This is a genomic window from Streptomyces sp. NPDC001617 (assembly GCF_053596855.1).
The window spans coordinates 1-20,404 of record NZ_JBSFHA010000028.1 but is presented as its reverse complement, the minus strand read 5'-3'; the positions used below and the strand labels follow the sequence as shown (position 1 = coordinate 20,404).

At 69.3% G+C, this 20,404-nt stretch carries 25 protein-coding genes; 20 read left to right on the top strand and 5 right to left on the bottom strand.

Features of this window, described 5'->3' with window-relative positions:
• Nucleotides 1-250 precede the first annotated feature (250 nt).
• The 3 genes from ACWC09_RS21945 to ACWC09_RS21935 all read right to left on the bottom strand — a co-directional run bounded on the left by ACWC09_RS21945 (nucleotide 251) and on the right by ACWC09_RS21935 (nucleotide 1,671).
• Nucleotides 251-715, bottom strand: a complete 465-nt coding sequence (locus ACWC09_RS21945; RefSeq protein ID WP_207921682.1) for a DUF2231 domain-containing protein — start codon at nucleotides 713-715, stop codon at nucleotides 251-253.
• A gap of 86 nt (nucleotides 716-801) precedes the next feature.
• A complete protein-coding gene (locus tag ACWC09_RS21940) occupies nucleotides 802-1,023 on the bottom strand; it encodes a hypothetical protein (RefSeq protein ID WP_450852251.1) in 222 nt (73 codons plus the stop codon).
• A gap of 237 nt (nucleotides 1,024-1,260) precedes the next feature.
• Nucleotides 1,261-1,671 (bottom strand): winged helix-turn-helix transcriptional regulator, encoded by a 411-nt coding sequence (locus ACWC09_RS21935; RefSeq protein WP_387533094.1) that lies wholly within the window; start codon nucleotides 1,669-1,671, stop codon nucleotides 1,261-1,263.
• Nucleotides 1,672-1,790: 119 nt separating this feature from the next.
• Between ACWC09_RS21935 and ACWC09_RS21930 the strand changes: the two genes are divergently transcribed.
• The 13 genes from ACWC09_RS21930 (at nucleotide 1,791) to ACWC09_RS21870 (ending at nucleotide 10,506) form a co-directional block, all read left to right on the top strand.
• Nucleotides 1,791-2,504, top strand: a complete 714-nt coding sequence (locus ACWC09_RS21930; protein WP_450852250.1) for a DsbA family oxidoreductase — start codon at nucleotides 1,791-1,793, stop codon at nucleotides 2,502-2,504.
• A gap of 68 nt (nucleotides 2,505-2,572) precedes the next feature.
• Nucleotides 2,573-3,217 (top strand): FMN-dependent NADH-azoreductase, encoded by a 645-nt coding sequence (locus ACWC09_RS21925; RefSeq protein ID WP_450852249.1) that lies wholly within the window; start codon nucleotides 2,573-2,575, stop codon nucleotides 3,215-3,217.
• A 36-nt stretch (nucleotides 3,218-3,253) separates the two neighbouring features.
• On the top strand, nucleotides 3,254-3,919 hold the full coding sequence (locus ACWC09_RS21920) for an NAD(P)-dependent oxidoreductase (RefSeq protein ID WP_450852248.1): 666 nt from the start codon (nucleotides 3,254-3,256) through the stop codon (nucleotides 3,917-3,919).
• Between the two features lie 90 nt (nucleotides 3,920-4,009).
• Nucleotides 4,010-4,732: an SDR family NAD(P)-dependent oxidoreductase gene (locus ACWC09_RS21915; RefSeq protein WP_450852247.1), complete on the top strand. Its 723-nt coding sequence runs from the start codon at nucleotides 4,010-4,012 to the stop codon at nucleotides 4,730-4,732.
• A gap of 211 nt (nucleotides 4,733-4,943) precedes the next feature.
• Nucleotides 4,944-5,333, top strand: coding sequence for an NAD(P)H-binding protein (locus ACWC09_RS21910; RefSeq protein WP_450852246.1), 390 nt, complete (start codon nucleotides 4,944-4,946; stop codon nucleotides 5,331-5,333).
• 1 nt (nucleotide 5,334) lies between these two features.
• Nucleotides 5,335-6,273 carry a dioxygenase family protein gene (locus tag ACWC09_RS21905; protein ID WP_450852245.1) on the top strand — a complete coding sequence of 313 codons (939 nt, stop codon included), beginning with the start codon at nucleotides 5,335-5,337 and terminating at the stop codon, nucleotides 6,271-6,273.
• Between the two features lie 74 nt (nucleotides 6,274-6,347).
• The gene (locus ACWC09_RS21900; RefSeq protein ID WP_450852244.1) at nucleotides 6,348-6,638 is read left to right on the top strand and encodes a nuclear transport factor 2 family protein; all 291 of its coding nucleotides are present in this window, start codon (nucleotides 6,348-6,350) and stop codon (nucleotides 6,636-6,638) included.
• A 9-nt stretch (nucleotides 6,639-6,647) separates the two neighbouring features.
• On the top strand, nucleotides 6,648-6,842 hold the full coding sequence (locus ACWC09_RS21895) for a hypothetical protein (RefSeq protein WP_450852243.1): 195 nt from the start codon (nucleotides 6,648-6,650) through the stop codon (nucleotides 6,840-6,842).
• Nucleotides 6,843-7,034: 192 nt separating this feature from the next.
• Nucleotides 7,035-7,328 (top strand): hypothetical protein, encoded by a 294-nt coding sequence (locus ACWC09_RS21890; RefSeq protein ID WP_450852242.1) that lies wholly within the window; start codon nucleotides 7,035-7,037, stop codon nucleotides 7,326-7,328.
• 47 nt (nucleotides 7,329-7,375) lie between these two features.
• Entirely contained in the window at nucleotides 7,376-8,146 is a 771-nt protein-coding gene (locus ACWC09_RS21885) for an SDR family NAD(P)-dependent oxidoreductase (RefSeq protein ID WP_450852241.1), read from the top strand.
• A 56-nt stretch (nucleotides 8,147-8,202) separates the two neighbouring features.
• Entirely contained in the window at nucleotides 8,203-8,574 is a 372-nt protein-coding gene (locus ACWC09_RS21880) for a DoxX family protein (RefSeq protein ID WP_450852240.1), read from the top strand.
• A gap of 151 nt (nucleotides 8,575-8,725) precedes the next feature.
• Entirely contained in the window at nucleotides 8,726-9,259 is a 534-nt protein-coding gene (locus ACWC09_RS21875) for a cupin domain-containing protein (protein ID WP_450852239.1), read from the top strand.
• 368 nt (nucleotides 9,260-9,627) lie between these two features.
• On the top strand, nucleotides 9,628-10,506 hold the full coding sequence (locus tag ACWC09_RS21870) for a transposase family protein (protein ID WP_450852238.1): 879 nt from the start codon (nucleotides 9,628-9,630) through the stop codon (nucleotides 10,504-10,506).
• Here ACWC09_RS21870 and ACWC09_RS21865 read toward each other — a convergent pair whose 3' ends face one another.
• Nucleotides 10,507-10,683, bottom strand: a complete 177-nt coding sequence (locus ACWC09_RS21865) for a hypothetical protein (protein ID WP_450852237.1) — start codon at nucleotides 10,681-10,683, stop codon at nucleotides 10,507-10,509.
• A 323-nt stretch (nucleotides 10,684-11,006) separates the two neighbouring features.
• Here ACWC09_RS21865 and ACWC09_RS21860 point away from each other — a divergent pair, with 323 nt between their 5' ends.
• From ACWC09_RS21860 to ACWC09_RS21850, 3 genes are all read left to right on the top strand, one after another.
• The gene (locus ACWC09_RS21860) at nucleotides 11,007-11,315 is read left to right on the top strand and encodes a heavy-metal-associated domain-containing protein (RefSeq protein WP_450852236.1); all 309 of its coding nucleotides are present in this window, start codon (nucleotides 11,007-11,009) and stop codon (nucleotides 11,313-11,315) included.
• Nucleotides 11,316-11,424: 109 nt separating this feature from the next.
• Nucleotides 11,425-13,701 (top strand): heavy metal translocating P-type ATPase, encoded by a 2,277-nt coding sequence (locus ACWC09_RS21855; RefSeq protein WP_450852235.1) that lies wholly within the window; start codon nucleotides 11,425-11,427, stop codon nucleotides 13,699-13,701.
• Between the two features lie 1,222 nt (nucleotides 13,702-14,923).
• On the top strand, nucleotides 14,924-15,142 hold the full coding sequence (locus tag ACWC09_RS21850; protein WP_450852234.1) for a heavy-metal-associated domain-containing protein: 219 nt from the start codon (nucleotides 14,924-14,926) through the stop codon (nucleotides 15,140-15,142).
• Nucleotides 15,143-15,451: 309 nt separating this feature from the next.
• On the opposite strand, the gene ACWC09_RS21845 is transcribed toward ACWC09_RS21850, so the two are convergent.
• On the bottom strand, nucleotides 15,452-15,769 hold the full coding sequence (locus tag ACWC09_RS21845; RefSeq protein WP_450852233.1) for a metal-sensitive transcriptional regulator: 318 nt from the start codon (nucleotides 15,767-15,769) through the stop codon (nucleotides 15,452-15,454).
• A 306-nt stretch (nucleotides 15,770-16,075) separates the two neighbouring features.
• Here ACWC09_RS21845 and ACWC09_RS21840 point away from each other — a divergent pair, with 306 nt between their 5' ends.
• The 4 genes from ACWC09_RS21840 to ACWC09_RS21825 all read left to right on the top strand — a co-directional run bounded on the left by ACWC09_RS21840 (nucleotide 16,076) and on the right by ACWC09_RS21825 (nucleotide 20,324).
• Entirely contained in the window at nucleotides 16,076-16,969 is an 894-nt protein-coding gene (locus ACWC09_RS21840; protein ID WP_450852232.1) for an LVIVD repeat-containing protein, read from the top strand.
• A gap of 135 nt (nucleotides 16,970-17,104) precedes the next feature.
• A complete protein-coding gene (locus ACWC09_RS21835) occupies nucleotides 17,105-17,392 on the top strand; it encodes an SHOCT domain-containing protein (RefSeq protein ID WP_450852231.1) in 288 nt (95 codons plus the stop codon).
• Nucleotides 17,393-17,571: 179 nt separating this feature from the next.
• Nucleotides 17,572-17,736: a hypothetical protein gene (locus ACWC09_RS21830; RefSeq protein ID WP_450852230.1), complete on the top strand. Its 165-nt coding sequence runs from the start codon at nucleotides 17,572-17,574 to the stop codon at nucleotides 17,734-17,736.
• An 80-nt stretch (nucleotides 17,737-17,816) separates the two neighbouring features.
• A complete protein-coding gene (locus tag ACWC09_RS21825) occupies nucleotides 17,817-20,324 on the top strand; it encodes a heavy metal translocating P-type ATPase (protein WP_450852229.1) in 2,508 nt (835 codons plus the stop codon).
• Nucleotides 20,325-20,404 lie beyond the last annotated feature (80 nt).

The window sequence follows — 20,404 nt, the reverse complement described above, 5'->3', positions numbered from 1 at the left end:
GGGCACTGGCGGGCGGCGGAGCAGCCGCCTCGACGCTCCCACGGACGCTGAATGCCGTCGAAGGCCAGACCGGTGTGGAGCTGGTCGCGACGATCAGCCGTCCGTCACGCCCTCGGCCCACGCCCCCCATTCGCAGGCCCCGGGCAGCGGTTCGAACCGCTCCGGCGTTTCCGGTCAGGCCGTCCACCGCCACCCCGTCCTGCGTGGACGGCGGCGAACTGCCTGACCGCCGGCGAAGCCCGACGGCGCGTCAGAGCACGCCGGTCCAGACCAGCTTGGCGCCCGAGTCACCGGCCAGGTACGAGTAGACGAGATTGAGGCCGGAGAGGCCCACCACGACGACCACGAGCGCCGCAGGCGCCCAGCGTGGCATACGGGCTCCGCGCTTCGATCGAACCTGCAGCAACAACAGAATGGTCGTTATGCCGAGTCCCAGACTGAGAAGCTGCAACGTGTCGGCGTAGTCCGCGTGTTGCGCCACCTTGTGAAGCACGCTGCTCGGGTAGTGCTTCTCGGTGACCACCTCCTGCAGGCTTTCACCGGACTCCCGGGCGACGATCGCCATGAGAGGAGTCACCACCGCGAGCACCCACACCACCCAGCCCAACTGGGGGCGGAACCGGGGCAGCATGGCGTATCCAGCAGCGCCCAGCGCCAGCAACGGGATGAGCACTACCGCCGCGTGCACCGCAAGCGGGTGCAGGGGGAGACCCATGAATTCTTTGAACACTGCTCGCTCTCGTTCCCTAGTGCGTGAATGCCGGCTCGGCCGTGGTCGACTCGTGCCAGCCCTCTGACAAGTCAGCCGACATGCGGACGAACGGCGGCCGTCTGCTCCACACCGGTCCCCAGCTGGACCGTGGCGACGGTGGCGGCGCCGTTGGCCTGGTTGCCCGGCGAGACGCCTCGAATGGCCATGGGACCGGCCACCGCCGTGGTGACGAGGGTGTTCAGCAGGGTCTGCCGAGCGAGGCGCCCGGCTGTCGGGGGCGGCTCCCGGTGCGCCGGGCGCGTCGGCGTCATGGTTGCCGAGGCCGGACAGTGCGGTGTTCGGCATCGGTACGTGCATCCGGCCCGGACCGAAGCCGCTGTTGACCCCGGTGAAGAGGACCTGGCCGACGGTCCGCTCGCTCTCGGCATGTGGCCCAACATGCATCAGATGGCACAGTGTGTCAATGTCGGCCCGATGTGATCTATCTAGACGATGCGTCGGGCATCCGCGCTGCCCCCGACGCCGACAGCCGATCGCTGATCCTGCGGTCAGGACCGGGCTGCTGGTGCCGCGGCGCGGGCCCGGTGCGCGCGGATCTCGTCATGGTGGTCGGTGGCCCAGCCGATCAGGGAGGTCACGATCTCGTGGAGGCCGCGCCCCAGCGGGGTGAGCGCGTACTCGACGCGCGGTGGAACCTCCGCGTACGCGGTGCGGGTGATCAGACCGTCCTCGTGGAGCTGGCGGAGCGTGAGGGTGAGCATCCGCTGGGAGATTCCGGGGACCTGGCGCTGCAGGTCGGTGTAGCGCAGCGGGCCGGCCTCCACGACCGCGATGAGCAGCAGGCTCCACTTGTCGCCGACGCGGTCGAGGACCTGCCGGATGAACTCCATGTGCTCGGCGGGGATGCGGGCACAGGGCCCCACCGCCGCCGCGCCGCCCGAACTGCCGGTGACCTCCATGACACACATTCCTCTCCGGCACGAACACCGATGTGCCTTTTGTATCGACTTCCATACTGGCCCATCATGGCGCTACGAACAAAACGTAGGAATCACAGCGCAGGCATGGGAGGCGCGTCATGAAGATCGAGATCTGGGCCGAGGTCACCTGCCCCTGGTGCGGACTGGGCAGCCACCGTCTGGACCGGGCTGTGGAGCGGTTCGAGCACGGCAATGAGGTGGAGGTCGTCCACCACTCGTTCCCGCTGAGCAGTTCCTTCCCCGTGGATGAGACGTTCAGCGTCCGTGACGCGCTGCTGCGCCGGCACGGCATGGGCGGCTCCCAGGCCGAGGCGTCCACGCGCCGGATCGAGGCGCTGGCCGAGGCCGAGGGACTCCGCCCCTACCAGGTGCTGGACAACCTGGTCGGCAACACCGACCTGGCGCACGAGTTCCTCGCCCACGCCTCCGCCGAGGGCAAGAACCGCGAAGCCTGGGACACGATCTTCCGCGCCTACTTCGGCCGGGCCCGCCCCGTCTTCAGCATGGACGACCTGCTCGACCTGGGCCAGGAGATCGGCCTGGACCGCGAGAGCACCCGCCGGGCGCTCACCGAGCACCGCTACCAGCGGCAGGTGAGCGACGATGCCGCCCGCGCCCAGCGCCTGGGCGCCACCGGCGCGCCCTTCATCGTCATCGACGGCAGGTACGGCATCCCCGGAGCGCAGGACAGCGACGGCCTTCTCGACGTGCTGCGCACGGCCTGGGACGAGTCCCACCCGCTCACCCTGACGACCGACGGCGACGCTGCGGTCTGCGGCCCCGACGGCTGCGCCGTACCGGCCCGCAGCTGACCTCCACCGTTCACCCCCCGATCCGCCCCCCGACCCACCCTTGATCGTTTCGAAAGGCTGAGTTGTCCATGTCCTACCTGCTGCACATCGACGCCTCCTCGCTCGACGAGGCATCCGTCTCCCGTCAGGTCGCCCGGTCCTTCCGTGACGAGTGGAAGGGCCCGGTCGTCCACCGCGACCTGGCCGCCTCCCCCGCCCCGCACCTCAGCGCGGCGGGCATCACCGCCCGCACCACCGACCCCGCCGAGCACACCCCCGAACAGGCGAAGGCCGCGGCGGTCCAGGACGAGCTGATCGAGGAGTTCCTCGGCGCCGACGCCTACCTCTTCACCGTGCCGATGTACAACCTCACGATGCCGTCCGTGTTCAAGGCATGGCTGGACCAGATCATGGTCGCCGGGCGCACCCTGAGCTTCGACGGACCCCCTCCCACCCTCGGCCGCCCGGCCGTGCTGATCTCCGCGCGCGGCGGCGGCTACGGCCCCGGCGCCCCCAAGCACGGCATGGACCACCTGGTGCCGACGCTGGAAACCGTCCTGGGCCACACGGCCAACCTCGGCCTCGACCTGACGACGGTCCTGCCCGAACTGACCATGGCCCCGTACGTGCCGATGATGGCCCCGCTGCTGCCGGTGCACGAGGCGTCCATGACCAAGGCGCACGACGAGGCCCGCCGCCTGGGCTCTGCCCTGACCGGCCGACAGGCCGCCTGATCCACCCCTGAACTGCCCGAAAGGCGTTTGATCACCATGAGTAACCTCCTGGTCCTCGGCGGCAGTGGCCGCACCGGCGCCCACGTCCTGGAGCACGCGGCCCGGCGCGGCCACCGCGTCCGCGCCCTGGTCCGCAACCCCGACACGGTGCAGGCACCGGCCGGCGTCGAGCTGATCCAGGGCACGCCCGCGGACATCGACGACATCCGCCGGGCCGCCGAAGGCACCCAGGGGGTGATCAGCGCGCTGGCCAACGCCCGCGCCTCCGACAACCCGTGGGCCAAGCCGGTCAGCCCGCCGACGTTCATGACCGACGCCGCCCGCAACACGCTCACCGTCATGCGCGAACAGGGCATACCCCGCATCGTGCTGACGTCCACGCAGGGCGCCGGCGACGACTGGGCCCGGCTCAACCCGCTGGTCAAGGCGTTCATCAACCTGTCGAACGTCAAGGCGGGCTTCGCGGACCACACCGGCCTCGACCAGGTCGTCCGCGCCACGTCCGGCATCGACTGGACCCTGGCCCGTGCCGTCGCCCTCACCGACAAGCCCCTCAGTGGCCCCGTACGGGCCGCCGAGGCCGGCACCGAAAAGCCCGGCGCACGGATCAACCGCGCCGACCTCGCCCAGTTCCTCGTCCAGACGATCGAGGACGACGATTGGATCCGCAGGGCGCCCCTGGTCTGGAACACCCGCGGCTGACGCCCTCGGGCGGTCCGACATGAACCGGACGCTGTTCCACCCCACCCCACCACCGCACCGCAATCCGAACAGTGAAGGGGAGAACATCCCATGTCCAAGGTGATCGCCATCTTCGGCGCCGGCAAGGGCCTCGGCGCCTCCGTCGCGCGCCGCTTTGCCCGCGAGGGTTTCCGTGTGGCGCTCGTCGCCCGCGGCAAGGAGCGTCTCGACGCCCTCGTCGAGGAGCTGAAGGCCGAAGGCATCGACGCGGCCGGTTTCACCGCCGACCTGTCCAAGCCCGAGCAGGCCGGCGCCACGGTCCAGGCCATCCGTGACCACTTCGGTCGCATCGACGTGGTCGAGTACGGTCCGATCAGCGGCGAGCAGGCCTTCGCTCCCGCCGCGAAGCTGGACGCGGCCACTCTGCGCAAGGACAGCCCGCTGCTCCTGCTCACCCCGGTCGAGGTGGCCCAGGCTGTGCTGCCGGAGTGGAACGAGCGCGGCGATGGCGCCTTCCTGATGACCACCGGCGCCACGGCCGGCTCCCCGCGCCCCTTCGCCAGCGGCGTCGGCCCGCTCATGGCAGCCGCCCGCAACTGGCTCTTCTCGCTCAACGGCGAGCTGGCCGACGCCGGCATCTACGCCGGCACCCTGTCCATCGCCGCGTTCATCGCCCGGAGCGAGATGGGCGAACTCGCCGCGAGGAGCCTGGCCAAGACCGGCTCCGGCACGGGCCCGCACGTCGACCCGGACGCGCTGGCCGACCAGTACTGGGACATGTACACCAAGCGTGACCGCGTCGAGCAGCTCTTCCCCGAGTACGACGCCGCCTGAGGTAACGGCTGGGCAGGTGCTCCCCTACCGGCCCAATAGGACACCGCGCGGGGTGCGGCCCCGGACGCACAGCCGTGCCCCGACGGTAGTCGAGCGGGAAAGCCCACGAGCCTCCGCGGCCCGGCAGCGCAGCCCGCGTTGCCGAGCCCTCAGCCGCCCCGCCATCAGCTCACCCGACCTCATCCCTGCCGTGATCCACACACTGTCAACTTTGCCTGGGGGCGAGTCGCTCCGCGAGGTCCGCTTCAAGCTGTCGAACATCAAGGCGGGCTTCGAAGACCACACCGCCCTCGACCAGGCCGTCCGCGCCTCGTCCGGCATCGACTGGACCCTGGCCCGCGCCGTCGCCCTCACCGACAAGCCCCTCAGCGGCCCCCTACGGGCCGCCGAGGCCGGCACCGAAAAGCCCGGCGCCCGGATCAACCGCGCCGACCTCGCCCACTTCCTCGTCCAGAAATCGAGGACGACACCTGGATCCGCAAAGCCCCCTCGTCTGGAGCACACGAGGATGACCCACCCCATGATCCACACCCACCTCATGCACCACAGCTGTCCGACCTTAGGCGCGCCGTCCCCCGACGGCGACGCCGGACTGGAGTGACATGACAACAACCGACACCCCCCACACCGACATCGCGTTCAACCAGCGCCTGCGCGTCGTGTTCGACGATCTCCAGAAGACGTTCGGGGACGTGGCGCTCAGGCAGGGCATCACGTTCGAGGAGCTGGGCCAGGCCATCACCTACGTGACGAAGCTGGTCGCGTCAGGGGAGTTCCCGCTGGCGACGATCCAGCTCCTCGCCAACCGCACGATGGAAGTCAGTTACGGCAGGGCCTACGCCCACCCGGAGAAGGACGGCGCCTCCACCTGGATGGCGACCGGGCCCGCCTACGTCCCCGGGGCACCGCAGATCGGCAACCCCGGCGTGCTGCCGATGGCACCCGACGAGCCCGGCGAGACCCTGATCGTGTCCGGCACCGTACGGTCCACCTCGGGCAAACCGCTGCCCGGCGCGGTCATCGATCTCTGGCAGACCACCGCCAACGGCCAGTACTCGGGCCTGACACCCGAGCAGGCGGGACCCCTGGACGGCCTCGACGTCGTCGGCTTCGACCTCCCCAAGTACCACCTGCGCGGCAAGATCGTCACGGATGCCGAAGGCCGCTACGAGTACCGCACCGTCGTACCCGGCGAGGAAGCCTCGGCGGTGCCGGGCAGCCTGCTCGACAACCTCCTGCTCATGCTGGGACGGGCCAACTCCCGCGCCAGGCACATCCACGCGCACATCACCCACGACGACCATCACATGCTCACCCACCAGATCCACTTCGACGGCGACCCGCTCGTCGACATAGTCACCGAGGGCGCCATCGCCCGGGAGATGATCCACAAGACCGAACTCCACGAGGACCCCTCCGAGTGGGAAGCACGCGGTCTGACCGGCCCCTACCGCACCCTCACCTGCGACTACACACTCCGCCCCATCGGCTTCGACGAGGTCAAAGACCCCTACCACCTCGAAGGCTTCTGGAAGCAGTGACCCGCAGCAGGTGAACAACAGGATGTGGGCGGCGCCTGACAGCGCCGCCCACGGCCGACAAGGGAGGAATCCACATGCCTGGCAAGACTGCCGACGAGCTGGCCATCCGTGAACTGACCGCACGCTTCAATCACCTGGACTCCCAGAAGCGAAACAGTGAATTGGCCGCGACCTTCGTGGAGAACGGTGTGTTCGTGGCTCGGGACGAGCGCTTCGAGGGCAGGCCGGCCATCGAAGCCTACTTCGACACCCAGCAACTGGGCGCGCCTGTGAACATCGGCTTCGGGGTGACGGGACGTTTGGGAACGACCGTTCATGCCACGACCGACAACCTCATCACCATCGAGGGCGACGAGGCGACCTAGCTGTCGTTCATGATGGTGTTCCGTCAGGTCCCGCGCGAGGTCGTGAGCGGCGGGCTCGTCATCGCCATCGAGCGCTTCGAGGATCGACTGGTCAGGACGGACGACGGTTGGTTGTTCGACCAGAGGGTCATGACCATCCTCCAGACCAACGCGGCCCCTGACTCGTCCCTGCAGCAGGTCGGGGTGGTTGAGTCTCCTCATTGAGTGAGCCGTCGCACCGGTCCCACGAGGCCGTGATCGCGCACCCGCGTGATGTGTGTATGGCCGTCCCTTCCGAAGAGCCTCATTCCGACGTCAGGTATGTCGTCGTAGTAGCCCCGCGCGATGAGCCGGTTGTTCAACGAGCTTGAGACTCGGACGACGACCGTGTTCTCGCCGCCAAGCAGGTCTTCAGTGATGCGCGAGGCCGGCATGGGGACGCTGCTGTTCACCACCGGCGGCGGATCGATCCACCCCGTCCCCATGTTCGGCAATGTCAACGCCACCGCTGGCGCCCTGCGCAACTGGGTGCTCAACCTGCACAACGAGTTGGCGGGATCCGGTATCCACGCCGCGCACATTGCCATCAACACCTGGCTCGGCGAGGGCGGCCCCGAGGGCATCCCCTCGGCCGGCCCCGAGCAGGTCGCGCCCCTGTACTGGGACCTGTACGAGCGCCGCGACCAGGCCGAAGCCGTCTTCAACGGCTGACACCCCCACCACCCCCCCCACTTCCCGAACACCGCGAGGACACCAGCATGACCAGCACGCTCAGCGGCAAGACCGCTCTTGTCACCGGATCCAGCCGCGGCATCGGCCGGGCCACCGCCCTCGGCCTCGCCCGCGAGGGGGCCCTGGCCGCCGTGCACTACGGGCGCGACAAACAGGCCGCCCAGCAGACCGTCGACCTTATCGAGAAGGACGGCGGACGGGCCTTTGCCGTCGGCGCGGAACTGGGCACGCCCGGCGCCGTCGACCAGCTGTTCCACCAGCTGGAGGCCGGACTGCGCGAACACACCGGCGAGACCGTCCTCGACATCCTGGTGAACAACGCCGCCGCGACGATGCCCGCCGGCAGCGCCCCGGAAGAGGTGTCCGCCGAGCAGATCGACGAGATCTTCGCAGTCAACGCCAAGGCCCCCTTCCTCCTCGTCCAGCGAGCTCTCGGGCTGATCCCGGACGGCGGACGCATCATCAACATCTCCTCCGCGGTCACGCGCATGGCTGAGCCGTCGCAGGTCGTCTACGCGATGTCCAAGGGCGCGCTCGACCAGCTCACGCTGCACTTCGCCCGGCACCTCGCCCCTCGGCACATCACGGTCAACAGCGTGCTCCCCGGTCTCACGGACAACGGCAGCGCGGTCTTCCAGATGCCCGGGGCGCGCGAACAGATGTCGCAGCTGTCGGCGTTCAAGCGCCTCGGTGAGCCGGAGGAGGTCGCCAATGTGGTGGTCTTCCTCGTCACCGACCGGGCGCGCTGGATCACCGGAGCCTCCCTCGACGCCACCGGCGGCAGCCTCCTCGGCTAGCAGCCCGCTCCGCCGCGCCCCCTCCCTCGCTCTCTCCCCGAAGGACTCCACCCCTGATGAACATCTTCCTGTGGATCGTGCAGGCCGTACTGGCCGTCATGTTCGCCATGGCCGGTGTCATGAAAACCACCCGGCCCAAGGACAAGCTCGTCGAGAAGCTGCCCTGGGTCGCCGACTTCTCAGCCGGCACCGTCCGCTTCATCGGCATCGTGGAATTCGCCGGCGCCCTCGGGCTGATCCTGCCCGCGGCCACCGGTATCGCCACCGTGCTGACACCACTGGCCGCCGTCGGCCTCGGTATAACAATGCTGCTGGCCGCGACGTACCACGCCCGCAAGAAGGAATTCCCCGCGATCGGCCTCAACGCCGTCCTGCTGATCCTTGCCGTACTGGTGGCCTGGGGACGCTTCGGCCCGTACAGCCTCTGAAGCCGCCATCCGCTCCGATTCCCATGTACGGAGGCCCGGTTCGTCACAGACAACCGGGCCCCATCGCCCGCCCCACTTCTTACTTTCTCCGCCCTGACCGCCCCACCGGCGTTGTACAAGTGATCGAATCACGAGAAAAGGAGTTCCAAAGATGAATGCAGAGCAGACCAATTCCGATCGATCCTCGCAGAAGGCTCGATTCATCAAACTTGGACCAGGCGAGGGTCTGGAAACTCGCGTCAACATCGCACCGATCTACTTGCTCAAAGCGGGCGCCGCCCATACCGACGGCCAGTACTCAGTCCTTGAGGTCTCCGTGAACCACGACCTCCCACTCCACATCCACGAAACCGCCGACGAACTCTTCTTCCTGCTGGAAGGCACGCTACGGGTGACCTTTGACGACGAGCAGCATGAGGTCGGCCCGGGTAGTTTTATGTTCCTGCCTGCAGGGATTCCCCATGCGGTTAAGACGGTAGGGGAGACCGTGCCGCGTCTTCTGCAGATCTCGGTTCCCGGAGGTTTCGAGCACTTCATCGAAGATATGGTTGAGCTTCAAGCCAAGGGTAAGGCGATGGACTTGGATTCGGAGGAGTTCCGAGAGTTCTCGCGTAAGCACGACTGGACCTTGCTCGGGTCGGCTGGAAGCGCTGATCCCAACACTGACGAACCGCAGGCTTCGTAGCTGCTCCGGAATCCGGGCCGGCCCTTTTCCAATTTGATGACGGGTGGATGATCCTCCTGTAATTGTTGCCTTGATGGCATTTGAAAAGAGCCGCGAGCAACGGTTGAGCGGCAATCGGCCGAGCCGGCGAGGGTCCGCAGCTTGGCGCGGGTCCGGCCGAGGCCACTGGTCAGCGGGTTCCGGCGGGACCAGGGGCTTTGTATGAAAGCGATCGGTCCGGGTTCGGAGCAGTGATCCGTGACGTGCCGTCATGTCTTGGTCTGGGGCCGGTAACAGAGCAGGCACGGCGCCGGTGATCGTGTGGTTGTCGAGACCCATGAGAACCGAGCGAGACCGTGCCTGCCCCCGCATCATCTCCCATGCCCTGCGTGCTGGACCAACTGACCCGCGCCGAAGCCGCCGCGCCCGTCGCCGATGCCGTGCGACTGCACCACTACCTGGCCCTCGTACCCGACCCGAGGGGTCGCCGGGGCCGCTTGTACCCGCTGGTCCCGCTGCTGTCGGCCGCCGCGGCGAGCGTCCTGGCCGGTGCACGGTCGCTGACCGCGATCGGTGAATGGCTCGCCGACGCTCCGCGCTGGGCGTTGCGAGCCCTGGGCTTCGCGCCCGACCCGCTGACCGGCCGGATCCCGGTGCCACACCCGGGCACCGTGCGCCGGCTGCTGGCCCGTCTGGACGGTGATGCGCTGGACGCCGCGATCGGCTCCTTCCTCACTGCCCGGAATACCCCCACCGTCGCGGGCGCGCGGCGGCCGATCGCCGTGGACGGCAAGACCGTACGCGGCTCGCGCACCGCCACCTTCCCGGCCATCGCCCTGCCGGCCGCCATGACCCACACCGGAGACGTCCTCGCCCAGCGCCAGGTCGCCGACAAGAGCAACGAGATCCCCGCCTTCGCCCCGCTGCTGGACACCCTCGGCCTGACCGAACTCTTCGCCGGCCACGCAGCCGAAGGCGGCTCGCGCCCTGCGCCCTACCCCGCCTCGTGCCGACCGCAGGCATGGGCATCTGCAGCGTCGGTCCTCGTACTTCAGGCCGCCCTCGACCTCGAGCCGGACGTGCCCAGCGGCACGGTGACCGTTGTGCCCGCGTTCGCGCACGCGTACGGGCCTCTGCCAGTGAGCGGACTCCAAGTCGGCGGACGCCCGCTGAGAGTCACCGTCGGGCCCGACGGCACGGTGGACGTGATGGCGCCGGTAGGGCCAGCGATAGTCACACCCAAGACGGAGCAGACGAGTCGAGCATGATCACCTGAGCGTGGTCTGTCTCCTTGGCCGCTGCCCGGCGGGGCAGGCCCACGTCCCTGGCTTGGTTTCCGCGTAGTTCAGAGAAAGCTGGGATGCCGCGATCTTGCCCAGCACCGGCGACAGCAGCGCGCCCTGGTCCAGGAAGATCGCGTCCAGAGCGACCAGGGCAAGGATCACCGCCGCTGTGGCGATCAGGCCGTCTCGCAGCGGGTGGATGACGGGTCAGTGTCTGACTCCGGGGCAACCGCAGTCGCAGTGGTGGGACCGTCCCGGATTCTCACCGGGTTCCCGCTCACCGTCGCCTCGATGTGAAGTTGTCGTCGCAGGTCGCGATGCCTACTAAGTGAATTAGCGGGCTGGGCGCCTTTCAAACAGATCGTGCGGGCAGAACCAGCGGTGGCGAAATACCCCCAGGGGGTATAGTGTTGGCATCGGTCGGAGGGGTGAACACCCCCTCTGCCGGCGAGCGATCCCACGCACCCACACCGGAGGAAGAAGCCATGACCACCGAGACGAACACCAGCACCAGCTCCTGCTGCGGGTCCGGCGGCTGCGGCTCCGGCACCACGTCCGACGTCCAGATCGAGGGCACGGGTGCCACCACCACCGTCTTCAAGGTGTCCGGCATGACCTGCGGCCACTGCGAGGGCGCGGTCTCCAAGGAGATCTCCGCTCTGGACGGCGTCAGCGCGGTCACGGCCGTCGCCAAGACCGGCGAGGTGACCGTCACCTCCGCCGCCCCGCTGGATGAGGAGGCCGTCCGCGCCGCCGTCGACGAGGCCGGTTACGAGCTCGTCGGCCGCGCCTGACAGCTCCCCGGGCTCACAGCCCGGATACGCGAATTCCTCCCCGCGCCGGGACGCGCCGCTCCGCTGATACGGACGCCGTGCGTCCCGGCCTCCCCCTGGAGATACGCCCATGACCAGCACGGCTCCCGAGAAGGCCCTTCCCGGCACAGCGCCCGCGCCCTCCTCCGAGGTCGAGCTTGCGATCGGCGGGATGACCTGCGCCTCGTGCGCGGCCCGCATCGAGAAGAAGCTCAACCGCATGGACGGCGTCACCGCGACCGTCAACTTCGCCACCGAGAAGGCGAAGGTCGCCTACCCGGAAGGCGTCCAGGTCGCCGACCTCATCGCCACCGTCGAAAAGACCGGCTACACCGCCGAGGAGCCGCCCCCACCCGCCACCACCGGCAAGAGCGAGGGCGAGGCCGCCCCGGCGGCCGACGGTGAGCTGCTGTCGCTGCGCCAGCGCCTGTACGTGTCACTGGTGCTCACTGTCCCCGTGGTGCTCATGGCGATGGTGCCGTCGCTGCAGTTCGACAACTGGCAGTGGCTGTCACTGACTCTGGCCGCTCCGGTCGTGGTCTGGGGAGCATTGCCCTTCCACCGGGCTGCCTGGACGAACGCCCGGCACGGCGCCGCGACCATGGACACGCTGGTGTCGATCGGCACGCTCGCCGCGTTCGGCTGGTCTCTGTGGGCGCTGTTCTTCGGGCACGCGGGCATGATGGGCATGCGGCATGCCTTCGAGTTCACCGTCTCCCGCACGGACGGCTCCTCGTCCATCTATCTGGAGGCGGCGGCCGGAGTGACCACCTTCATCCTCGCCGGGCGCTACCTGGAGGCCCGCGCCAAGCGGAAGTCGGGTGCGGCGCTGCGGGCGCTGCTGGAGCTGGGCGCGAAGGACGTCTCGGTGCTGCGCGCCGGCCAGGAAATACGCATCCCGGTCGGGCAGTTGGCGGTCGGCGACATCTTCGTCGTACGCCCCGGGGAGAAGGTCGCGACCGACGGGACTGTCGTCGAGGGCATGTCCGCGGTGGACGCGTCCATGCTGACCGGTGAGTCCGTGCCGGTGGATGTGACGGTGGGCGATGCCGTGACCGGCGCAACGGTGAACGCGGGCGGCCGTCTGGTCGTCGAGGCGACCCGCATCGGCACCGACACGCAACTCGCGCGGATGGCCCGGCTGGTCGAGGACGCGCAGAACGGCAAGGCCGAGGTGCAGCGCCTCGCCGACCGGATCTCGGCGGTCTTCGTGCCTGTCGTCATCCTCATCGCCCTCGGTACCTTGCTGACCTGGCTGTTCGTGACGGGTGACGCCACCGCCGCGTTCACGGCTGCCGTCGCGGTGCTGATCATCGCGTGCCCGTGCGCGCTGGGGCTGGCCACCCCGACCGCCCTCATGGTCGGCACCGGCCGCGGCGCCCAGCTGGGCATCCTCATCAAGGGCCCCGAGGTCCTGGAGTCCACCCGCCGCGTCGACACCGTCGTCCTCGACAAGACCGGCACGGTGACCACGGGCCGGATGCAGCTGACGGACGTCTTCACCGCACCGGACGTGGACAAGGACGAACTGCTGCTGCTGGCAGGCGCGTTGGAGCACGCCTCCGAACACCCGATAGCGCAGGCCATCGCCGCCGGTGCAGCCGAGCGGGCCGGAAGCCTGCCGGTGCCGGAGAACTTCGAGAACGTCGCCGGCCTCGGCGTCCAGGGCGTCGTCGACGGTCACGCCGTCCTCGTCGGCCGAGAGAAGCTCCTCAAGGAGTGGGTCATCGACCTGCCCCAAGAGCTCGCCGAGGCCAAGGCCGCCGCCGAGGCCGAGGGACGTACGGCGGTCGCCGTCGCCTGGGACGGCGAGGCACGCGGCGTCCTCACCGTCGCCGACGGCATCAAGGAGACCAGCGCCGAGGCCGTGGCCGAACTGCGCCGACTGGGCCTCAAGCCCGTCCTGCTGACCGGCGACAACCAGCTCGTCGCGGAGTCGGTCGCCCGCTCCGTCGGCATCGACGAGGTGATCGCCGAAGTCCTGCCCCAGGACAAGGTCGACGTCGTCAAGCGACTGCAGGACGAGGGACGTACGGTCGCCATGGTCGGTGACGGCGTCAACGACGCAGCCGCCCTCGCCACCGCCGACCTGGGCCTGGCCATGGGCACCGGCACGGATGCGGCCATCGAGGCGGGCGACCTGACCCTCGTCCGCGGCGACCTGCGCGTGGCCGCCGACGCGATCCGCCTCTCCCGCCGGACCCTGGCCACCATCAAGGGCAACCTCTTCTGGGCCTTCGGCTACAACGTGGCAGCTCTGCCGCTGGCCGCCTTCGGCATGCTCAACCCGATGATCGCGGGCGCGGCGATGGCCTTCTCGTCCGTCTTCGTGGTGACCAACAGCCTGCGGCTGCGGTCCTTCACATAGGCGCGCGAGCAACACGGTTGACCGAGGCGCCCGCCCCCTTCCGGCCCGGCGCCTCGGCGTTGCGCCGTCTCCGGAACGCCGCTCAATCGCCCAGCGTCTCCAGGAAGCGCCCCACCTCGATGTTGAACGCATCCGGGCGCTCCAGCACCGACATGCGGCCGGTGCCTTCGAGGACGACGGTCTCCAACGGGGCTCCGGCCCCGCGCGAAGCCGACCAGACGCGAGACGGGCGAGATGGGATCACGGTCGGCGTTGACCACGAGAAGACCGGGCACCGCACCTTCCCGATCCCCGCAAAGGTGCCCTCCCCCACCACGGCACGAACCGTCGGCCATACACCGCGAGCACCAGCGCCGTCGACGAGCAGGGCCGCCGTGTCGGAGGGGACCTGGACAGGGTCCCTCAGGTAGGGCCGGAGGACGGCCCGCCACAGCTGTGGCGAAGCGGCGATGCGGCGGCGCAGCGGGGCGGGCCGGCGGTCAGTACTTCGAAGAGAGTGGGGGCCACCGTACCGGGTGAGGCCCGTACGGCCTTCGGTATCCGGCGGACGCTCAGTACGTTGCTGAAAAGGCCAACGGCGCCGGCCACCATCACGACCGCCCGCACCAGCTCCGGATGACGCACGGCGGTCCGGCCCACCGAGCGAGTGCCCCAGGAACACCACGCGCTTCAGCTCCAGTTCGCGGCACAGCGCCGCAGCGGCATCGGCGAACCGTCGAGCGCGTAACCGGGCCTCGGCGGCTGGGAGCGGCCAAAGCCGGGCGGGTCGAGGGCGACCACGCGGCCCCGGCGGGCAAGGTCGGGGTGTTCTCCAGCCAGTGCTGCCCGCGCCCGCCCATCCCGTGGACAAGGACGAACGTCTCCGCCGGAGAGTGCGCGCACGGGCAGGCGTTCTTGGAGGACGTGTCAACCTCCCCTGCCCGTGCGCGCGGCCGGTGGTGCCACTTCGGTTCGGGGCTCTGCCCGCCTGCCCCTTCGCCCAGTCGGCATTCCGGTGTCGCGGTGGCTGCTCGGCGAACACACCGCGCTGCTGCGGGTCGCCAAGGAGTTCCAGGGCCCGGCAGACGACGCAGCAGCGCGGCTCGAAACGGGGACACGTCCCATCCCTTTCACGCCCCGCAATACTAACTGGCTTAATGGACAGGTGCATCTCCAGCCACCAATTCCCCGTCCCGACCCACCGGTCCGTACGGCACTCGGCGGGCCCGCCGGCATCATGACCGTGTACACGTTCACAGGCATGGCCTGCGGCTACTGCGAGCAGTCGATCGGCGCGGCGGTCTCCTCCGTGGACGGCGTGAACGCAGTGAGGGCCGACGCCGCCATCGGCCTGGTCACCGTCGTCTCCGCCGCGGAGCCGAACGACGCCGCCATCGGGGCCGCGGTCGGCAGCGCCGGCAGTTACACCCTGTCCGGCCGTATTTCGGCCGTCGCCCACTGACGACACGCGCCGGGCAGAGGGCGCTCATCCCCAGCTCCCACCCCTGCCCGCCCTGGAGGTCACTGACGCCGTCCTGCCGGCCAGGACGGCGTCAGCCCTTCGACACCTCCCGGCCGAGACCGATGGTCCCCCGCCTCGGGGTTCCACGATCCTCAACAAGCGAAAGGCGCCGTCGGACTCGCAGCACTCCCACTCGGCGGGATTCAGGCCAGCTCCGTCGTTGAGATCAGGCCGCCCGAGCCGCTGGACTCGCCCGGTCGACCGGGCCCAAGGGTCCACCCCCATACCGCACAGAGCCCCAGGCCGGGATCAGGTCCGCAGTAGTCGCGCGATGGCCTGCGAAGCTTCGGTGACCCTCTGCTCAGCCAGATCCCCTCCGGCCACCATGGCCTCGCGCACACAGTGGTCCAGGTGCTTCTCCAGCAGCTGCATCGCCACCGCCTGCAAGCCCTTGGTAGTGGCCGCGACCTGGGTGAGCACGTCGATGCAGTACTGATCCTCCTCCACCAGGCGCTGCAGTCCACGCACCTGCCCCTCGATGCGGCGGAGTCGCTTGAGGACGGCGTCCTTGTCGTCGCGATAGCCCGGTGACGCCTGCTCGGCCTCGACATGTCCAAGGTGCTCCATACCCCCCGAGGGTATTACATGTCGACGTCAGGCGGAAGAAGAAGGCACCTCTGCACCGCAGACAGCCCGCGCATCGCGGAGGTCGACCGGCCATGGCACCCACCACCGCGGACACCGCCACTCACAGGCAAGGGGAATCGATCGCCCTGCGGCGCATCAATCCCATCAAGTCCCTGCAAAATACAGTCTGGTTAAACGCCCTTCGGTTAATGAATCCACTAAGTACCTCCGCGATGCCGGTCAGTTGATGACCGGCTTCACCTCGTCAAGGGCCGGTCACCCCGGCCGCACGAGTGGAGGTCAAGCATGCGCAAGACCCACAGACGGGCCGGCGTGGGCGTGTTCGCGGCGATGCTCTTCGCCTCGACCGCTCTCGCCGGTTCAGCCCAAGCACATGACGGGGTTTCGGCAACCGACGGCGCCATCGACAACGCGGCGGCCACACACGGCCACGACCAACACGGTGGCAGCGGAGGACACCTGCCGGCCACCCGGAAGAACGTCCGTCTGATCAGCAAGCTCAAGCTGAGCAACATTGTCGAGGGGAAGATGGCCGACGTCGGCGTCTCCAAGGCCTACGCCTACCTCGCCTCGTGGGGCGGCGTCGGCTGCGACAACACTGGCGTGCACGTCGTTGACATCCGCAAGCCCAGCAAGCCCAAGGAGGTCGGCTTCATCCCGGCCCCGGCGGGCAACACCCCGGGCGAGGGCATCCAGACGGTGCACCGGTCCACCCCGTCCTTCAACGGCGACATCCTCGTCAGCAACAATGAGATCTGCGGCGACGGCGGCATGAACATCTACGACGTCTCCGACCCCACCAAGCCGAAGACGCCGGCCGAGGGCGTCGGCGACTTCACGCTCGAAGGCGAGCCGACGGAGATCGCCCGCCAGATCCACAGCGTGTTCGCGTGGGACACCGGCCGCAGGGCGTACGCCGTGATCGTCGACAACGAAGAAGGCACGGACGTCGACATCATGGACATCACCGACCCGGCCAAGCCACAACTCGTCGCCGAGTACGACCTCGACGAGACCTTCCCGCAGATCGTCCACGCGGCACCAGAGAACCTCACCGAGATCTTCCTGCACGACACGGTCGTCAAGAACATCCACGGCCGCCAGGTCATGTTGGCCCCCTACTGGGACGCGGGCTATGTCCTGTCATCCACCCTCGCCTCGGATACCCCCACCACGTAGGGGTCGCTTGTCCTGGCCATAGGGCCGGCCGGCCCATGCGGCCGCCCACTTCTACGAGGGAGCTTGGTAGTACCCCGCCGCCAGCGCGGGCCGACGGAGTTCTTCCGCCCTTCCCTACGAGACGGGATCGTCATGATGTTCTGGATCGACCACGACCTCAGCGGATGGGGATGGTTCGGCATGTCCCTGAGCATGATCGTCTTCTGGGGCCTGATCATCGCCGCCGCAGTCCTGCTCTTCCGCACAGTGAACCGGCCGCCCGAGCACACCGGTGCCTCGACCGCACCCCCTGCCTCCCCCGTGTCCGGTACGCCGGAGCAGCTGCTCGCCGAGCGGTTCGCCCGCGGCGAGATCGACGAGGAGGAGTACCGGCGCCGCTTCGAGGTGCTGCGCAGTGGCGGGCCCCGTCTGACCAAGCAGTGACCGCACCCCTGCCATCGCCGGTGCGTTTCGGGCTGCCGTTCCTGGTGCCGTTCCTCGACCGCAGTCCGAAACGACCGGTGGCGGGAACGGAAGGTGGCCACTGCCACGGCGGTGGTCGTGCTCCTGGCGGTGGCCGCCATCACGGTCAACGTGCGGGTCAGCAACCCCAGGGGGCACTGATGGACGTGATCAACGCCCGGCGTGCCCGGCGCTGGTTCTGGGCCCTGCCCACCATCGCCGTGCTCGCCATGGGCGCCTTGCAGGGCCTACGCGCCGACCCCGGTCCCGGCACCAGCCTTCTCGTGGCTGTCAGCGCGCTGGGACGGTTCTGCACTCGCGCATGAATACTAAAGCCATTAGTTTGCGGGCGGGGGCTGCGGCCGATGCTCCACACGCACATCTGTCACTCGAAGGAGAAGCGCCCGTGCAGCATCACGTGGATCACCCGATGGGCCACCGCAAGGAGCGCAGCACCGCGGTGCTCGAACTGGGCGCGCTGCGCTGGGCATCCCAGCAGAACGTCGCCACCGCCGCCCTGGGGCGCCGTCCGGGGGTGCTGGAGGTCGAGGTCAACCCGGTGGCGGAGACGGCGACCGTGGTCTTCGACCCGAACCTCACCTCGCTGGCCGAGCTGCGCCGCTGGGTGGAGGAGTGCGGCTACCACTGCGCGGGCCAGTCCGTGCCGGCCCATCTGTGCGATCCGATGGCCGAGCCGGATCCGCCCCGTGCCGCCACCGCAGCCGGACCCGTGGGCCATGAGGGACATACGGTTGTCGCCGAGCCGCCAATCCCCGCCGCGCACGCGGGACATGTCGCCCGTGAAGAGCACGGGGCACACGCCGCACCGGATGCGATGCCCTCTCCGCACGACGTGATGGGCCACGGCGGACACGCGGGCATGTCAATGGCGGCGATGGTGTCGGACATGCGCAACCGCTTCCTGGTGGCCGTGCTGTTCTCCATCCCCATCGTCATCTGGTCGCCGATCGGCAAGGACGTGTTCGGACTGGACGTACCGGTCCCGTTCGGTCTGCGTGAGGACGTGTGGGCGCTGCTGCTGAGCCTGCCGGTGATCTTCTACTCGTGCACGATCTTCTTCGACGGCGCCTGGCGGGCCCTGCGCGCCCGCACTCTGGACATGATGGTGCTGGTCGCGGTCGCCGTCGGCTCCGGCTGGACGTACTCACTGATCGTCACTCTCGCCGGGGGCGGAGACGTCTTCTACGAAGCGGCTACCGTGCTGGCCTCGTTCGTGCTGCTCGGCCACTGGTTCGAGATGCGCGCCCGCGGCGGCGCCAACGACGCCATCCGCACCCTCCTCGACCTCGCCCCGCCCAAGGCGCTGGTGGTGCGCGACGGCGAGCCGGTCGAGGTCCCCACCGCCGAGGTGATGGTGGGCGACCTCCTGCTGGTCCGCCCCGGCGCGAAGATCGCCGTCGACGGCGTGGTGGAAGAGGGCGAGAGCGACGTCGACGAGTCGATGGTCACCGGCGAGAGCCTGCCCGTGCACAAATCCGTCGGCTCGCAGGTGGTCGGCGCGACCATCAACGCCAACGGCACCCTGCGCATCCGCGCCACAAAAGTCGGCGCCGACACCGCGCTCGCGCAGATCGTCCAGCTGGTCCAGCAGGCCCAGAACTCCAAGGCGCCCGGGCAACGCCTCGCCGACCGGGCCGCGTTCTGGCTGGTCTTCGTCGCCCTGCTCGGCGGCGCCGCGACGCTGGCCGTCTGGCTGCTGGCCACCGACCGCTCACTGGGCACGGCCATGCTGTTCGCCATCACGGTCGTGGTCGTCACCTGCCCCGACGCCCTGGGCCTGGCCACCCCCACCGCGATCATGGTCGGCACCGGGCTGGGCGCCAAGCGGGGGGTGCTGTTCAAGAACGCCGTGGGCCTGGAGGCCTCCGCCCGCATCCAGGTCGTCGTCATGGACAAGACCGGAACCCTGACCAAGGGCGAGCCCGAGGTGACCGACGTCATCACCGCCGACGACACGGACGAGACCGGTCTGCTACGGCTCGTCGCCGCGGTGGAGCGGGAGTCCGAACACCCACTGGCCGAAGCCGTCGTCCGCCACGCCGACGCGCGCGGCGTCGGCAGGGTACGCGCCGGGCGCTTCGAGAACGTCCCCGGCCACGGCGCCATCGCCGACGTCGGCGGCCACCGCGTGATAGTGGGCAGCCACCGCCTGGCCGAGCGGGAAGGCATCGACTTGGGCGAACTGGACCAGCGCCGCAAGGGGTTGGCCACCACCGGCCGGACCGTCGTCATCGCCGCCGTCGACGGCCGCGCCGCCGGTCTCATCGGCATCGCCGACGCGCCCCGGGCAACCTCCGCGCAGGCCGTCGCCGAACTGCACGCCCTCGGCGTCGAGGTGGTCATGCTCACTGGCGACAACCAGGCCACCGCCGACCGCATCGCCGAGCAACTCGGCATCGACACCGTGATCGCCGAGGTCCTGCCCGGCGACAAGGCCGCCAAGGTCGCCGAACTGCAGGCCGACGGCCGCACGGTGGCCATGGTCGGCGACGGCGTCAACGACGCCCCCGCCCTCGCCCAGGCCGACCTCGGCATCGCCATCGGCGCCGGCACCGACGTCGCCATCGAGACGGCCGACCTGGTGCTGATGCGCTCCGATCCGCTCGACGTCCCCACCGCCCTGCGCATCGGCCGCGGCACCCTGCGCAAGATGCGCCAGAACCTCGGCTGGGCCATCGGCTACAACTCCATCGCCCTGCCCATCGCCGCCGGCGTCTTCGAACCCACCCTCGGCCTCGTCCTGCGCCCCGAGATCGCCGCCCTGTCCATGTCCGGCTCCAGCATCATCGTCGCCGTCAACGCCCTCGCCCTCAAACGGCTCCGGCTGCCCGCGGCACCCGCCGAACCCGCGCCGCGTACGCCTGCCGGCCCGAGAACGGCCGACAGCGTCTGACCAGGCGACGGTGGCAGTGACGACAGGCAGCCTCCCTCACCGCGCCAGCACCAGCACCAGCACCAGCACCAGCACCAGCA

Coding starts and splice junctions, on each gene's coding strand:
- ACWC09_RS21945 (WP_207921682.1), bottom strand. CDS start 715: ATGGGTCTCCCCCTGCACCCGCTTGCGGTGCACGCGGCGGTAGTGCTC.
- ACWC09_RS21940 (WP_450852251.1), bottom strand. CDS start 1,023: ATGACGCCGACGCGCCCGGCGCACCGGGAGCCGCCCCCGACAGCCGGG.
- ACWC09_RS21935 (WP_387533094.1), bottom strand. CDS start 1,671: ATGGAGGTCACCGGCAGTTCGGGCGGCGCGGCGGCGGTGGGGCCCTGT.
- ACWC09_RS21930 (WP_450852250.1), top strand. CDS start 1,791: ATGAAGATCGAGATCTGGGCCGAGGTCACCTGCCCCTGGTGCGGACTG.
- ACWC09_RS21925 (WP_450852249.1), top strand. CDS start 2,573: ATGTCCTACCTGCTGCACATCGACGCCTCCTCGCTCGACGAGGCATCC.
- ACWC09_RS21920 (WP_450852248.1), top strand. CDS start 3,254: ATGAGTAACCTCCTGGTCCTCGGCGGCAGTGGCCGCACCGGCGCCCAC.
- ACWC09_RS21915 (WP_450852247.1), top strand. CDS start 4,010: ATGTCCAAGGTGATCGCCATCTTCGGCGCCGGCAAGGGCCTCGGCGCC.
- ACWC09_RS21905 (WP_450852245.1), top strand. CDS start 5,335: ATGACAACAACCGACACCCCCCACACCGACATCGCGTTCAACCAGCGC.
- ACWC09_RS21900 (WP_450852244.1), top strand. CDS start 6,348: ATGCCTGGCAAGACTGCCGACGAGCTGGCCATCCGTGAACTGACCGCA.
- ACWC09_RS21895 (WP_450852243.1), top strand. CDS start 6,648: ATGATGGTGTTCCGTCAGGTCCCGCGCGAGGTCGTGAGCGGCGGGCTC.
- ACWC09_RS21890 (WP_450852242.1), top strand. CDS start 7,035: ATGCGCGAGGCCGGCATGGGGACGCTGCTGTTCACCACCGGCGGCGGA.
- ACWC09_RS21885 (WP_450852241.1), top strand. CDS start 7,376: ATGACCAGCACGCTCAGCGGCAAGACCGCTCTTGTCACCGGATCCAGC.
- ACWC09_RS21880 (WP_450852240.1), top strand. CDS start 8,203: ATGAACATCTTCCTGTGGATCGTGCAGGCCGTACTGGCCGTCATGTTC.
- ACWC09_RS21875 (WP_450852239.1), top strand. CDS start 8,726: ATGAATGCAGAGCAGACCAATTCCGATCGATCCTCGCAGAAGGCTCGA.
- ACWC09_RS21860 (WP_450852236.1), top strand. CDS start 11,007: ATGACCACCGAGACGAACACCAGCACCAGCTCCTGCTGCGGGTCCGGC.
- ACWC09_RS21855 (WP_450852235.1), top strand. CDS start 11,425: ATGACCAGCACGGCTCCCGAGAAGGCCCTTCCCGGCACAGCGCCCGCG.
- ACWC09_RS21845 (WP_450852233.1), bottom strand. CDS start 15,769: ATGGAGCACCTTGGACATGTCGAGGCCGAGCAGGCGTCACCGGGCTAT.
- ACWC09_RS21840 (WP_450852232.1), top strand. CDS start 16,076: ATGCGCAAGACCCACAGACGGGCCGGCGTGGGCGTGTTCGCGGCGATG.
- ACWC09_RS21835 (WP_450852231.1), top strand. CDS start 17,105: ATGTTCTGGATCGACCACGACCTCAGCGGATGGGGATGGTTCGGCATG.
- ACWC09_RS21830 (WP_450852230.1), top strand. CDS start 17,572: ATGGACGTGATCAACGCCCGGCGTGCCCGGCGCTGGTTCTGGGCCCTG.